Below are 14,486 nucleotides of genomic sequence, written 5' to 3' on the forward strand. Positions count from 1 at the left end.
CCCGGTTAGCACCCTCCCTAGCCAATATGCTAAGGAATTTTTAGGATACCTGCTGGAAGGCCTTAGAGATCTGCGGCTTCTTCAGCCGCCTGATATCGCGCAGCCTGGAAGCAGGTGTCCTAAAAATTCCAATGATATCCCACCCTCAAAAACCAATGAAAGGAATTGAATCCTTTTTTACCAGTCGAAATAATCGTTCTATTGTATATATTTGCCATATATATAAGGAACACAATCTTTAAAAATTATTTAAATTCGCAAACAGTACAACGTCAACAAATTCGATTACATATCCTCTATTTGTTAAATAATGTTAAGGTCTTGAAAGGTTCGCTGCCTTTATCTAGCTTAGCGGCTATTATTTTTAATTGACGGTATCGTATTATTAACTTATCTTTGCAGAATGTTTAAAATTAAACACGTATTTATATTAAGTTTCACTGTTATAGCGCTAAGCATAGCTGGTTGTAAAAGTCGTTTTGAGAAAATCAGACTCAGTAATGACGTAGCTAAAAAGTATCAGGAAGCAATGAGGCTCTACAACAAAAAGGACTATTCAAAAGCCCTGATCCTTTTTGAAGACCTTTCTCAAAAATACAGAGGAAGATCTGAAGCAGAAGAACTCAACTATCACTATGCATTTACGCTGTTTAATCTTAAAGACTATACAACTGCAAGGTTTCAGTTTAAATACTTCGCAGACACCTATCCAACCAGTAAACACGCTGAAGAATGCAGGTACATGGGTGCTTATTGCTACTATCTGGATTCACCAGAATACACGCTTGATCAGGAGAACACCTATAAAGCCATTGATGCCATGCAGTTGTTCATCAACTTATATCCAAAAAGCGACCGTGTAGCCAAAGCAAGTGAATACATAGGCGACCTTAGGGGTAAACTGGAAAGAAAAGCATTTGAAAATGCAAAGATGTATTACGAACTGGGTGGTTATGACATTAGTAATTATAAAGCTGCTGTAGTTGCTTTAAAAAATGCACAGATCGATTTCCCGGATATTAAATATGTAGAAGAAATGGATATGCTGATAGTAAAATCACAATATCTATATGCAAAAAACAGTTTGGAATACCGCCAGGAAGACAGGTATAATGAGGCCATCTCTTATGCCAACGAGTTCCTTGAAGCCCATCCGGAAAGCAAACTGGTCAAACAAGTTAAAGAATTAAAAAGCGACAGTGAGGCTGGTATCGTAAGAGCAAAAAGCTATATGGCTACCCAGGCAGAACAAATTGCAAAATATAAAGCCACCATAGAAAAAGAGGCAAAGAGAGATAGTACGAACACGATTAAAACCCCCAACAAATAATGAATACTAATAAACCAGCTGTACCGAATACTACGGTTACTAGAAATGTAAATGATTTAGATAGAAGTACCGGAAATATATATGAGTCTTTAGTAATTATTGCTAAAAGGGCAAATCAGATTTCCAATAACATGAAAGAAGAATTACATGGCAAACTTGCTGAATTCGCTTCATCTAACGACAATCTAGAAGAGATCTTTGAAAACAGAGAGCAAATTGAGATCAGTAAACACTATGAGCGTTTGCCGAAACCAACTTTGATCTCTATTGATGAGTTTCTGAATGGAAAAGTATACCATAGAAATCCAGCTAAAGAGCAACAATAAATAGCTGCATAGGGATTAACTTGCATACTCCATTGCATTAATATACCATGCTAAAAAACAAAAACATCATCCTGGGCGTTTGCGGCAGTATAGCCGCCTATAAAGCAGCAGTACTCGTAAGGTTACTGATCAAAGCTGGCGCAAACGTCAAGGTTATTTTAACCTCTGATGCGGCAAATTTCATTACACCGCTTACCCTCGCTACACTTTCTAAAAATCCAGTATATACCCAGTATTTTGAAAAAGAAACTGGTGTTTGGAGCAATCATGTAGAATTAGGTCTTTGGGCAGACATGCTCATCATCGCCCCCGCCAGCGCCAATACACTTGCGAAAATGGCGAATGGCATCTGCGATAATCTTCTTTCCGCAGTTTATTTATCTGCCAAATGCCCGGTTTTCCTTGCTCCTGCAATGGATCTGGACATGTGGAAACATAAAAGCACCCAATCCAACATAGAAAGGCTTAAAAGCTTTGGAAACACCATTATTTCTCCAAATAGCGGAGAACTGGCCAGTGGACTTTATGGAGAAGGAAGAATGGCAGAACCGGAAGAAATTACAGCATTTTTAACTGGCACCTTTAAAAAAAAACTTCCTTTAGCAGGTAAAAAAGTACTGGTTACAGCTGGCCCTACATTTGAAGCCATAGACCCGGTACGTTTCATTGGCAATCATTCTTCAGGAAAAATGGGATTTGCCATAGCAGACCGCTTCGTAGAACTGGGTGCAGATGTGACACTCATTAGCGGTCCAACTGCAGAATCCAGCACTCATACCATGAAAAGGATTGATGTGGTCAGTGCAGCAGAAATGCTCAAAGCCAGTCAAATTTGCTTTGACGAGATGGACATTATCATCATGAGTGCAGCAGTGGCAGACTATACACCGGTTCACGTGGCCAGCCAGAAGATAAAAAAGAAGGACAATGATCTTTCTATAGAACTCAAAAAAACAACAGATATCCTTGCTACTCTTGGAGCGCAGAAAAGATCCGGGCAGATTCTGGTCGGATTTGCATTAGAAACCGAAAATGAAGAAGACAATGCTAAGGCCAAACTTCTGAAAAAAAACCTGGACCTGATCATTCTAAATTCCCTTAATGATAAGGGAGCGGGCTTTCAAACCAATACCAATAAAATTACTATCTTTAATAAGAACTTTGAAAAAAAGACTTTTGAAGTAAAGTCTAAAGCTGATGTAGCAAAAGACATCAGTACAGAAATATTAACGCTTATAAAAGAATGAAGAAACTCCTTCTGTTTATTTTCCTTTCTATATTAATTTCCGGCCTGAAGGCACAGGAAATTAATGCCAGAGTACAGCTACTGGCTCCACAGGTGCAGAATATAGACAAGAAGAATTTAGAAGCCCTGCAAACCACCATAAGGGATTTTCTAAACAACAATAAATGGACGAATGAAACTTATCTTCCGCAGGAAAGAATAGAATGCAATTTCATCATTACGATCAACAGCTGGGACGGAAGTTCGTCCTATAAAGCAGAAGCGCAAATACAATCCAGAAGACCTGTATATGGCTCCTCCTACAGCAGTACACTGCTAAACATGAGCGATAAGGATTTTGATTTTAATTATACCGATGGCCAGCCTGTAGACTTTTCAGACCAGAATTTTCTTTCCAACCTGGGCTCTCTCCTCTCCTATTATGCCTATACCATGATTGGACTGGATAAAGATACTTTCAGTAAAATGGGCGGTACCCAAATGTTTATTAAGGCTCAGAACATTATGAACCTGGCACAAAACGGAGGAAATTCAGGATGGAAAGCTTACGACGGCTTGCGTAACAGGTATTGGTTAAATGAAAACCTACTGAACAACAGCTTTGAACATCTCAGATCTTTCCTATACAACTACCACATCAATGGGTTGGACCTGCTTCAGGACAACAGTCTGAAAGCAACAAAAAATATCCTTTCATTTCTTCCAGAACTGCAACAAATGGACAAGCAGAAATTAGGATCTATATTTCCTAATGTCTACTTTGCTGCTAAAGCAGAGGAAATCGTTGGGGTATTCTCCTTAGCCAATCCACAGGATAAGATGACTGCCTACAATTTGCTTATTGATATTGATCCAGCTAATATCAGTAAATACGATCAAATCAAAAAAACGCTATAGTTTAGCCTTAAACACCACCCTCTCCATATTTTTTTAAAAATATTTTGTTTATACGAATATATTCGTACATTTGATTACGAAACAATTCGTACACAAATAATGAATACTAATATTTCTCCCAAACCAACCGAAAGCGAACTAGAGATTCTTCAGATCCTCTGGGAGAAAGGAGACAGCACCGTTAGAGAAGTGCATGAAATCCTGGAAAAGAATAAGGAAGCGGGTTACACAACTACCCTGAAACTCATGCAGATTATGCATGAAAAAGGTTTGGTATCCAGGGATACGTCTTCCAAAACACACATCTATCGCGCGCTGGTCAATCAGCAAAAAACACAGCAGCAACTGGTCAATAAAATGATCGATAATGTTTTTAATGGATCTGCTGCAAGACTGGTTATGCAGGCACTGGGAAATCATACGGCAAGTGAAGACGAAATCAATTCAATAAAAAAGTATTTAGATGAACTAAGTAAAAAATAAAAAAATGGAACCACTGGTAAACAATTTCATCAAAGCAACAGGCTGGAGTATATTTCATTCGTTATGGCAAGGGGCAGCAGTATATATCCTACTGTTTATTCTGTTCCAGGGATTTCCACGGATCAGCGCCAGGATTAAGCACAACCTCGCTTATGCTTCTATTTGCGGAATATTCATTGCCTTTTGTATCACATTTTGTTCTGTATTCCAGATTCCTGTACCAACTTCAGTTCGACAGGAAACATTTCTTTCCATCAACAATTATACTTTTCCAATTTCATTGAGTACCAGGGCCGAAAGTTTCTTTCCCATATTGGTCGTTCTTTACCTTATAGGCATCATTTTACAAATGGGCATTGTAACTTCCGGATACTTAAAACTCTTGCAGTTAAAAAATGCCACAACTTCTGCTGTTCCCAAAAACTGGCTACAGCTTTTCAACACCGTAAAGAATGATCTCCAGATTAAAAAGAATATCGGTTTTTTCTTATCGGAACATGTAAATGTTCCTCTGGTACTGGGTTATTTTAAACCTGTTGTTTTGTTCCCGATAGCCTTTGTAGCACAGCTGGAAATGAGCCATGTAGAATCTATACTCATCCATGAAATTTCGCACATCAGAAGAAATGATTACCTGCTAAACCTGTTCAAAACAGCCATTGAAACAATACTGTTCTTCAATCCTTTTGTTTGGATGTGCAGCAAGCTCATTGATATAGAGCGTGAGCATGCCTGTGATGATCTGGTTGTAAAACGCACAGGCACTCCATTGACATATGCTCATGCCTTGTTGCAGCTTGAGTTGATCAAACAAAAACACACACCTGCCCTATCTATGGCCGCAAGTGGAAATCAGCAACACCTTTACCAACGCATTAAAAGAATAACTGATATGAAAACGAATTACATGAACATCAAACAACAGGTCTTTGTGATTTTCCTTACCGTAGCAACTATTGCTTCCCTGGCCTGGATCAGCCCTTCTAAAGCTTCCCTGGAATCCTCTAAAAAAGCATTCAAAAAAGTAATCCATGGAACCTCATTTGTTGCTTCACCTCAAAGAAGCCTTCAGGAAACTTCACTTCCGTCTGATACGACAAAAAAGAAAAAAATAAAGATCATCACCACTGATAAGAATGGCGTAAAAAAAGAGTATAATTCTATACAAGAACTTCCCGACAGCCTTCGAACAATCACATCAGATGGTGCATTTTCTCTCAACTCGGATAGTTTAAAGCTGGTTCTTTCCCCACTGACCAATGATCTTGCAAATAACATACAAATCATGATCGCTTCTCCGGAGTGGAAAAAACAGATGGAAAATATTCAGATCCAAAGTGCCAACCTGGTGAAGCAGTTTAATTCTGAAGACTGGAAAAACCAGCAGGTCGCCATACAGAAGAATGCAGAAGAAATGGAAAAACGTTTCAATTCACCGGAATGGAAGAAGCAGCAGGAAAAAATGATCAAAACCGCCCAAAACATACAGATACATTTCAATTCACCAGAATGGAAGAAACAGCAGGAAAAAATGATCAAAACTGCCCACAACATACAGATACAGTTCAATTCTCTTGAATGGAAGAAAAAAATGGACGACCTGAACGCCGTGTATGGATCTCCGGAATACAAAGAACTGCAATCTAAATTCAACAAAGATGTTGAGCAGCTCAGAAAGAAAAAAGAAGAAGAGGCAGCAGCAAAAAATTAAGCGACACACATCATTAAAAACCAACGGCAGGCGTATTTCTCCTGCCGTTTTTTCTTTATAAAGAATAAGTATATTGAGTAAGAGTTTTCCTAATTTAGCAAAGGATATGCTACAAAAACTTTCTATACGCAACTATGCTTTGATTGATAATGTTGAAATGGAGCTGGATAAAGGCCTCAACATTATCACTGGTGAAACAGGAGCCGGAAAATCTATTATGCTTGGAGCCCTTTCCCTTATACTGGGACAGCGTGCAGAGACAAAGTACTTTTTCAACCAGGAGAAAAAGTGCATCATAGAGGGCACCTTTAAACTGAAAAACAATAAACTGGTTCCTCTTTTCGAAGAACATGATCTTGATTTTCATGAAGAAAGTATATTAAGGAGAGAAATTTCTATCGATGGAAAATCCAGGGCATTTATCAATGACACGCCGGTTACACTGTCTGTAATGAAACAATTAGGCGAACGGCTGATTGACATCCACTCTCAGCATGCTACCCTGGAATTGAATGATCCCGGCTTTCAACTGGCCGTAGTGGATGGCCTGGCCAATCACGAAGCTCAGCTGAATAGCTACAGGCAAGATTTCAGACAATACAGAAAGAACCAGCAACAATTGCAGGAACTACAGCTAAAAGCAGATGAGGCCAGAAACAAACAAGACTATGAACAGTTTCTGTTCAATGAACTGGAACAGGCCAATCTGCAGAAAGAAGAGCAAGAAGCATTGGAAAACGAGCTGGAAGCCTTAAACAATGCAGAGTCAATTAAACGAAGCCTGTTAAACAGTTACCAGCTGCTGAGTGAGCAGGAAGTTTCTGTACTGCCGGTTCTCAAAGAAACCATTAGTCAACTGCAATCGGTTGAGCAGTTTAATACCTCCTATACGGAGCTCAACGAGCGCTTAAGATCTGCTTTTATAGAACTGAAAGACATTAGTGACGAACTCTCCATACTGGAAGAAAATGTAGTTTTTAGCCCCGCCAGGATAGAAGACATCAACCACCGTCTGGATATAATCTATACCTTACAGCAAAAGCATAAAGTAAACAGTATCGCTGAACTAATTGCATTGAAAGATCAGCTCTCAGATAATTTGCTTCTCCTCATCAGTGGCGATGAGGAAATTGAGCGTTTAACTGCAGAAACAGAGAAACTGAAGGCCAGTCTGGAAAAGGCAGCGGCAGTTTTATCCCTTAACCGCAGCAAATCCATCAAGGCTGCAGAAAGTCAGGTTGACCAGATTCTGGCCCAGACAGGAATGCCTAATGCAAAGATTAAAATTGAACAAACTTTGCTCAAAGAGATCAATAAAGATGGTAAGGATAGTATTTCCTTATTGTTTTCTGCCAATAACGGACAGGCACCTGCACCGGTATCCAAGGTAGCCTCCGGGGGGGAATTATCCAGGATCATGCTGGCCATTAAATCTATTCTGGCTAAACATTCTGACTTACCAACCTTGATTTTCGATGAAATCGATACGGGTATTTCCGGTGAGGTAGCGCTTCGGGTTGGCCAGGTTATTGGAGAACTGGAACAGAATATGCAGGTGGTTTGTATCACACATCTTCCTCAGATTGCAGCAAAAGGCAATTCGCATTTCTTTGTCTATAAAAATGAAAGTTCGGAGAAAACAACAACTGGAATCCGAAGATTAAATAAAGAAGACCGTATTTATGTTATCGCTGAAATGCTCAGCGGAAAACCACCTGGAAAATCGGCTCTTGAAAATGCAAAAGAATTACTGAAATATAAAGCAAAATAGACCTTTTTTAAGTATCTAATATTTAGCTACATTAGCTTTCATGATCAGATCACTCTACCTCCTGGGTTTCCTTTTAATCTTCTCTGTTTCTGGCTTTACACAGAACTTTTCCATATCTGGCAAAGTTAAGGATAAAAACGGCGAGGTTATTCCAGGAGCCGGGATCTATCTGAGCGGTTATAAGACCGCGACAGTGACCACCAATGATGGTAAATTTACACTGGGCAATCTCAAACCAGGAAATTATGATGTGCTGGTACAAATGATGGGATTTTTACCTTATACCAAAAATGTAATCCTATCCGACAAATCGGCAGTTATAGAGATCACTTTGCAGGAAAATACCATCCAGCTGAATGAAGTTGTAATTCGTACGGATCCAAACAGAGAACGCTATATTAATCTTTTTAAAGAATTCTTTATTGGTAAAACACCAAATGCAACAAAATGCAAAATTCTGAATCCTCAGGTCCTCTATACCGATTACGATGACAATATGAGGGTACTGACCGTTAAATCCAATGATTTCCTGGTGATTGAAAACAAAGCATTGGGGTATAGGCTAAAATATATGCTGCAATTCTTTGAATACAACTACAACACACATATTGTTTATTATGCAGGCTTACCCAACTTTGAAGAGTTAAAAGGTTCCGGCTCCAAAAAAAGGCTCTGGGCAAAGAACAGGGAAATCGCCTACTATGGTTCGTCTCAGCACTTTTTTAAATCTCTTTACCAGGGCCGAAGCGAAGAGGAAGGTTTCATTATCAACAAACTCATTAAAATCAACAATACCAGCAGACCGCCGGATAGTCTGATTAATGCCAATATCAAAAGATTAACCAAGGCCCAGCACGGGGTAATCCGTTTTGGTTCAGCGGTTAATGATTCTCTCAATTACTGGGTGGCCCTAAAAAAACTCCCGAGAGAGATCAGCACTTTAAACCGGGCACAAGTATTAACAGATACCCTGGTAAGACAATACCAGCCCAACCTCAAAACCATGAACTATAAAGACGATTTATATGTAATGTATACCAAGGAACTGGAAACCGTTGATTATACCAATAACTCCGGGCACTCTGTAGGCAGGCCACTGGATGTACCCAATTACGAAATATCTGTCGTTCATTTATTACAGGCCCCAGTACATTTTTATGCCTCAGGAGGTATTCATGAGCCCAAAGCTCTGCTCTTTGAGGGTTTTTGGGCATATGAAAAGATTGCAGATATGGTTCCTATGGATTATATAATTCCTTCAAAATAAATCAAAAATACTAAAAATATTAGTATTTTTGATTTATGGCAGCAGAGCAGGAAAAAGAAGATAATTATTTAAAAGGTCGCGGTTCCCAGTTTAATCCGCACAACCATTTTCTAAAAAATGATTATGTTAAAGAACATGTGGAGGGAATTGACGACTGGGAAACCGAGAACAGCAAAACCACATTTATTTTTGGCCAATCGAAATCTATAGTCAACAAAGTAGAAAGTCCGGATGTAGGAATGGCTTACTCTCTCAATCCTTACCAGGGCTGCGAGCATGGATGCACCTATTGCTATGCCAGAAATGCGCATGAATATTGGGGCTTTAGTGCAGGGCTTGATTTTGAAAGAAAAATTATAGTGAAAAAGGATGCGCCTGAATTGTTCCGGAAATTCCTTGAAAAAAAGAGCTGGAATGCTGAAATCATTTCGCTTTCCGGAAATACAGATTGCTATCAGCCAGCCGAAAGAAAGTTCAGAATCACAAGGCAATTACTCGAAATTGCACTTGCCTATAAACAGCCAGTTGGTTTAATTACAAAAAATGCTCTGATTTTAAGAGATAAGGACATTTTGCAGGAATTAGCAAAATTAAATCTATGTATGGTCTATGTATCGATCAACAGCCTTAATGAAGACTTACGTTCAAAGATGGAACCCAGAACTACAACTGCACGTCAAAGGTTAAAAATTGTTGAGCAATTAAGTTCAGCAGGTATTCCTGTGGGTGTTATGGTCGCACCATTGGTACCAGGCCTGAGTGATCATGAAGTGCCTTTAATTTTAAAAACTATAGCAGATTGTGGTGCAAAAAATGCAGGTTATACTATAGTAAGATTAAACGGAGCCATAGGACCTATATTTGAAGACTGGCTAAAGAAGAATTATCCGGATAGATTTGATAAAGTCTGGCACATGATCCAGTCCTGCCACGGCGGACAAGTTAATGATAGTCGTTTTGGCCAGCGGATGCATGGTGGAGGTAACATATCCAAAATGATTAAGGACACCTTCAATCTTCATTGCCGGTTAAATAAACTCAACATAGACAGAATTCACTTAGATTCCAGCCTTTTCCAGATACCCGGCTCCCAGCTAAGTTTCTTTTAAAAAAAAGTCCTGCAGGATAACCCTGCAGGACTTTTCATTGATTTGCCTTTTTTAATTTAGGCTCCTTCTTCTTTTCTTTTTTTCTTACCTGAGTTCTTGTTGACTACGACGATCTGATCACTTTCTTTATCGTAATCTATTTCCAGTACGTCACCGTCATGAATTTCGCCTTTCAGAATCTCTTCTGCAATAGGATCTTCCAGGTACTTTTGTATTGCACGCTTAAGTGGTCTTGCTCCAAAGTTCGGATCAAATCCTTTACCAGCGATGAAGTCTTTAGCACCTTCGGTTAATTTGATCTCATAACCCAGATTATGAACTCTGCCAAATAATGACTTTAATTCAATATCAATGATTTTGAAAATTTCTTCTTTACCCAGGGTATTAAATACCACTACATCATCTACCCTGTTCAAGAATTCTGGTGCAAAAGCGCGTTTCAGTGCATTTTCAATAACACCTCTGGAATGTGCATCCACCTGGTTGGTTTTTGCTGAGGTAGAGAAACCAACACCCTGACCAAAATCTTTCAACTGGCGTGCACCAATATTAGAGGTCATAATGATAATGGTATTTCTGAAATCAACCTTACGGCCCAGACTATCTGTCAATTGTCCTTCGTCCAGCACCTGCAACAGAATATTGAATACATCCGGATGTGCTTTTTCTATCTCATCCAATAAGATCACGGCATATGGCTTACGGCGAACTTTTTCAGTCAGCTGGCCACCTTCTTCATAACCTACATATCCTGGAGGCGCGCCCACTAAACGGGATACGGCAAATTTCTCCATGTACTCACTCATGTCGATTTGGATCAAGGCATCATCACTGTCAAACATGAACCTGGCCAGTTCCTTGGCCAATTCGGTTTTACCTACTCCTGTTGGTCCCAGGAAAATAAAGGACCCGATAGGCTTTTTAGGATCTTTCAATCCTGCCCTGGTACGCTGAATGGCTTTAGTTAATTTCTTGATTGCATCATCCTGACCAATGATCTTCTGTGCAACAGTATCGTACATATTCAACAGTTTTTGACTGTCTGTCTGTCCTACCCTCTGCAATGGAATACCTGTCATCATAGAAACCACTTCGGCAACGTTTTCTTCAGAAACTACATAACGTTTTGTTTTTGTTTCCGCTTCCCACTCTGCTTTAGCACGATCCAGCTCTTCCAAAAGATTTTTCTCTGTATCTCTCAGCTTGGCTGCCTCTTCATATTTCTGGCTTTTAACCACTTTATTTTTCTCTACCTTGATGTCTTCAATCTTGGTTTCGATATCAATGATATTTTCAGGAACGTGAATATTAGTCAAGTGTACTCTTGATCCTGCTTCATCTAAAGCATCAATAGCTTTATCCGGCAGGAACCTGTCTGTAATATAACGTGAGGTTAAAGCCACACAGGCATTGATCGCTTCATCGGTATAAGTAACACCATGGTGATCTTCGTATTTTTCTTTGATACGGTTCAGGATCTCAATAGTCTCATCAGGTGTCGCCGGCTCAATCATTACTTTTTGGAAACGACGGTCCAAAGCACCATCCTTTTCTATATACTGACGATATTCATCTAATGTTGTTGCACCGATACATTGTATTTCTCCCCTGGCCAATGCAGGTTTAAACATATTGGATGCATCTAAGGACCCGGAGGCACCGCCTGCTCCAACAATGGTATGAATCTCATCAATAAACAGAATTACATCTGTAGATTTTTCCAATTCATTCATCACCGCTTTCATGCGTTCCTCAAACTGCCCGCGATATTTTGTTCCTGCAACCAAAGAAGCAAGGTCCAAAGTAACCACACGTTTGTTGAATAACACCCTGGAAACTTTACGTTGTACGATCCTCAAAGCCAAGCCTTCTGCAATAGCGGATTTACCCACTCCAGGTTCACCAATCAATATAGGATTGTTCTTTTTACGACGGGACAAGATCTGCGACACGCGCTCAATTTCTTTCTCCCTGCCAACAATCGGATCCAGGCGCCCCTCTTCAGCGGCTTTAGTTAAATCTCTTCCGAAATTATCCAGTACCGGGGTTTTAGATTTGATATCAGAAACTTTCTTAGGGCTACTGAAGCTTTCTTCTTCACGATAATCATCATCACCGCCAGTAGAAGCACTACCTTGAGGATCATCTCTGAAACCGTTCTTATTCACTTCAACTTCCTGTTTGAAAATTTCGTAGTTGATGCTGTATTGTAACAAGATCTGCGAAGCAATATTATCATCGTCGCGCAAAATAGACAACAATAAATGTTCTGTACCAATCAGGTCGCTTTTAAATATTTTAGCTTCCAGATAAGTAATCTTCAGTACTTTTTCAGCCTGTTTAGTTAACGGGATGTTCCCAAGGTTAACCGTAACACTGGAAGTGCCTCTAACAGCGTCTTCAATTGAACGACGCAACTTAGATGTATCGACCCCTAATGATTTTAATATCTTAATAGCCATACCATCGCCTTCGCGAATCAAGCCTAATAAAAGATGTTCTGCGCCGATATAATCGTGACCTAATCTCAGGGCTTCTTCCCTGCTAAACGAAATCACGTCTTTAACTTGTGGTGAAAATTTAGCTTCCATATATAACCTTTCTAAACCGGAATGCTCTAAACTATAAAAATGTTTTATAAATAAGCGCGACCAGTTTTATTATTTTATCAACAATTACGCCATATCCGTGGAAAAAGATCTCTTAACTGCCGTTATTTCATAAAACTTACTATGTTCTGACTTTCTTGGTCATATTTGCTAGAACTACAAGTAATTATGTCAGACGAGAAAAAAAATACTAACATGACGTCATAACGTTTTAGCTCACAGCATATCAAAGCGCTTTTTATATTTCTTTCATTTTAAAAATTTCACACTTTGTAGCCATTCCAATACCTGCAATAATGGCATTTAGCAATGCCTATATTAGATATTACTATATAAAAATACGTAATTTAATCGAAGGTATGGATATATTCAGAATCTTTTAAGTTTAAAAAAACGAAGGTATTTTACCACAAATCCTATTTTCAAAAGAAGGCTTCCTCACAGACGCCGTCCCATTAGTTTAGATGCGTGCCAGTAAATCCTAAAAGCTCGCCATCCAATGGAACAAAAACGAGGTTGTTAATTATGAACGGTATATTTGGTGAATGATTGAGAGAAAATATCTAACACAATGAAGAGGGGTAACGCAAAGATCATCTTATTGATTACATGCACTTTTATAGGGTCATATCTAACTTCATTCATGATACTTCCCCCTTCCTACTGGAAAAATTATTTTGAAATGCCAGCTTCCAAGATCTTCATAGATACGCTGATCAATCTGGTATTTTGTATCATCATCCTGGCATTAAGCCTTTATATAGACAGAGCCCTGAACAAAAGGATTTCATGGATGGTCCATCCATTAAGACGTTTACTCATCCAAACCTTGTTTCAAATCCTTGGTGCACTTTTCCTGATCATTTGCCTGACAACCCTCTATTTAATCTTTGGAAACACGGTAAACACGCAACCTAAAGGTATTGGTTTAAGAGAAGGATTCTATTCCATTCTTTCCATTATACTTTGGGCGTTAACGATCAGTACCTTAAATACCGGTGATTTTCTATTGAGCAATTGGAAAACCGCCACAAGGAAAGCTGCTGAATTTGAGATTAAGGCCGCTCAGAATAAGCAGCTGGCAGCTGAAATAGAGTTACAGGCACTTAAGCTACAGCTCGACCCGCATTTTGTTTTCAATAACCTAAGTGTCCTGTCGGAATTGATATTACAGGACCAGCAGCTAGGACATGAGTATACAGAGAATTTCGCCAAAGTGTACCGCTACCTGCTGATCAACTCAAAAAAGGAATTGATCTCTCTGCGTGAAGAACTCAAATTTCTTGATGCCTATCTTTTTCTGATCAACAACCGAATGGGGGGCGGGAGTGTTTTTCAGGTGAATATTGATGAATCAAAGCTCAACTTACTGATCCCTCCTATTACACTTCAACTGCTCATTGAAAATGCCATGAAGTATAATCGTACGGAAGAAGAAAATCCTTTGGTCGTCAGCATCTATTCCAACAACGATGATGAACTGGTAGTTTCCAATACCTTGCTTCCCCTGATCAAAAAGCCGGAGTCTACGGGTCTGGGCTTGAAAAATATTCTTGGCCGCTATACTTTATTAGGAGATGGAACGCCTTCAATAGAGAAAACAGATACAACTTTCACAATAAAAGTACCTCTTATCAAATGTATATCATAAAGAAGATATTGATTCTCGAAGATGAAAAACTCAATTCGGATAGAATACAACGGTTAATGCTTAAAATAAGACCGGATATTGAGATT

11 protein-coding genes are annotated in these 14,486 nt (G+C 39.2%); 10 read left to right on the forward strand and 1 reads right to left on the reverse strand.

Annotation, left to right across the window (positions count from 1 at the left end):
- Positions 1–403 precede the first annotated feature (403 nt).
- The 9 genes from VNZ46_RS21315 (at position 404) to VNZ46_RS21355 (ending at position 10,140) form a co-directional block, all read left to right on the forward strand.
- Positions 404–1,330: an outer membrane protein assembly factor BamD gene (locus tag VNZ46_RS21315; protein WP_325562384.1), complete on the forward strand. Its 927-nt coding sequence runs from the start codon at positions 404–406 to the stop codon at positions 1,328–1,330.
- A complete protein-coding gene (locus VNZ46_RS21320; protein WP_133778607.1) occupies positions 1,330–1,656 on the forward strand; it encodes a DNA-directed RNA polymerase subunit omega in 327 nt (108 codons plus the stop codon). Before VNZ46_RS21315 ends, VNZ46_RS21320 begins: the two co-directional genes overlap by 1 nt.
- Before the next feature lie 47 nt (positions 1,657–1,703).
- Complete coding sequence (coaBC, locus tag VNZ46_RS21325) at positions 1,704–2,903, forward strand: bifunctional phosphopantothenoylcysteine decarboxylase/phosphopantothenate--cysteine ligase CoaBC (RefSeq protein WP_325562387.1); 1,200 nt, start codon at positions 1,704–1,706, stop codon at positions 2,901–2,903.
- The gene (locus tag VNZ46_RS21330; RefSeq protein WP_325562389.1) at positions 2,900–3,799 is read left to right on the forward strand and encodes a DUF4835 family protein; all 900 of its coding nucleotides are present in this window, start codon (positions 2,900–2,902) and stop codon (positions 3,797–3,799) included. Before coaBC ends, VNZ46_RS21330 begins: the two co-directional genes overlap by 4 nt.
- Before the next feature lie 99 nt (positions 3,800–3,898).
- Positions 3,899–4,282, forward strand: coding sequence for a BlaI/MecI/CopY family transcriptional regulator (locus tag VNZ46_RS21335; protein WP_325562391.1), 384 nt, complete (start codon positions 3,899–3,901; stop codon positions 4,280–4,282).
- A 4-nt stretch (positions 4,283–4,286) separates the two neighbouring features.
- Complete coding sequence (locus VNZ46_RS21340) at positions 4,287–5,993, forward strand: M56 family metallopeptidase (RefSeq protein WP_325562393.1); 1,707 nt, start codon at positions 4,287–4,289, stop codon at positions 5,991–5,993.
- Positions 5,994–6,099: 106 nt separating this feature from the next.
- A complete protein-coding gene (recN, locus tag VNZ46_RS21345; protein ID WP_325562395.1) occupies positions 6,100–7,764 on the forward strand; it encodes a DNA repair protein RecN in 1,665 nt (554 codons plus the stop codon).
- Between the two features lie 40 nt (positions 7,765–7,804).
- Positions 7,805–9,031 carry a carboxypeptidase-like regulatory domain-containing protein gene (locus VNZ46_RS21350; protein ID WP_325562397.1) on the forward strand — a complete coding sequence of 409 codons (1,227 nt, stop codon included), beginning with the start codon at positions 7,805–7,807 and terminating at the stop codon, positions 9,029–9,031.
- 35 nt (positions 9,032–9,066) lie between these two features.
- Positions 9,067–10,140: a PA0069 family radical SAM protein gene (locus VNZ46_RS21355; RefSeq protein WP_325562399.1), complete on the forward strand. Its 1,074-nt coding sequence runs from the start codon at positions 9,067–9,069 to the stop codon at positions 10,138–10,140.
- Positions 10,141–10,196: 56 nt separating this feature from the next.
- Here the strand turns inward: VNZ46_RS21355 and VNZ46_RS21360 are convergent, their stop codons facing one another.
- Positions 10,197–12,731 (reverse strand): ATP-dependent Clp protease ATP-binding subunit, encoded by a 2,535-nt coding sequence (locus VNZ46_RS21360; RefSeq protein ID WP_325562401.1) that lies wholly within the window; start codon positions 12,729–12,731, stop codon positions 10,197–10,199.
- Between the two features lie 661 nt (positions 12,732–13,392).
- Between VNZ46_RS21360 and VNZ46_RS21365 the strand changes: the two genes are divergently transcribed.
- Positions 13,393–14,400 (forward strand): sensor histidine kinase, encoded by a 1,008-nt coding sequence (locus VNZ46_RS21365; RefSeq protein WP_325562403.1) that lies wholly within the window; start codon positions 13,393–13,395, stop codon positions 14,398–14,400.
- Positions 14,401–14,486 lie beyond the last annotated feature (86 nt).

The organism is Pedobacter sp. (genome assembly GCF_035566355.1).
Taxonomy (GTDB): domain Bacteria; phylum Bacteroidota; class Bacteroidia; order Sphingobacteriales; family Sphingobacteriaceae; genus Pedobacter.

Bases quoted from the DNA above. Each gene is read 5' to 3' on its own strand.
- recN (WP_325562395.1), top strand. From the start codon at position 6,100: ATGCTACAAAAACTTTCTATACGCAACTATGCTTTGATTGATAATGTT.
- VNZ46_RS21365 (WP_325562403.1), top strand. From the start codon at position 13,393: ATGATACTTCCCCCTTCCTACTGGAAAAATTATTTTGAAATGCCAGCT.
- VNZ46_RS21315 (WP_325562384.1), top strand. From the start codon at position 404: ATGTTTAAAATTAAACACGTATTTATATTAAGTTTCACTGTTATAGCG.
- VNZ46_RS21355 (WP_325562399.1), top strand. From the start codon at position 9,067: ATGGCAGCAGAGCAGGAAAAAGAAGATAATTATTTAAAAGGTCGCGGT.
- VNZ46_RS21340 (WP_325562393.1), top strand. From the start codon at position 4,287: ATGGAACCACTGGTAAACAATTTCATCAAAGCAACAGGCTGGAGTATA.
- coaBC (WP_325562387.1), top strand. From the start codon at position 1,704: ATGCTAAAAAACAAAAACATCATCCTGGGCGTTTGCGGCAGTATAGCC.
- VNZ46_RS21360 (WP_325562401.1), bottom strand. From the start codon at position 12,731: ATGGAAGCTAAATTTTCACCACAAGTTAAAGACGTGATTTCGTTTAGC.
- VNZ46_RS21330 (WP_325562389.1), top strand. From the start codon at position 2,900: ATGAAGAAACTCCTTCTGTTTATTTTCCTTTCTATATTAATTTCCGGC.
- VNZ46_RS21335 (WP_325562391.1), top strand. From the start codon at position 3,899: ATGAATACTAATATTTCTCCCAAACCAACCGAAAGCGAACTAGAGATT.
- VNZ46_RS21320 (WP_133778607.1), top strand. From the start codon at position 1,330: ATGAATACTAATAAACCAGCTGTACCGAATACTACGGTTACTAGAAAT.
- VNZ46_RS21350 (WP_325562397.1), top strand. From the start codon at position 7,805: ATGATCAGATCACTCTACCTCCTGGGTTTCCTTTTAATCTTCTCTGTT.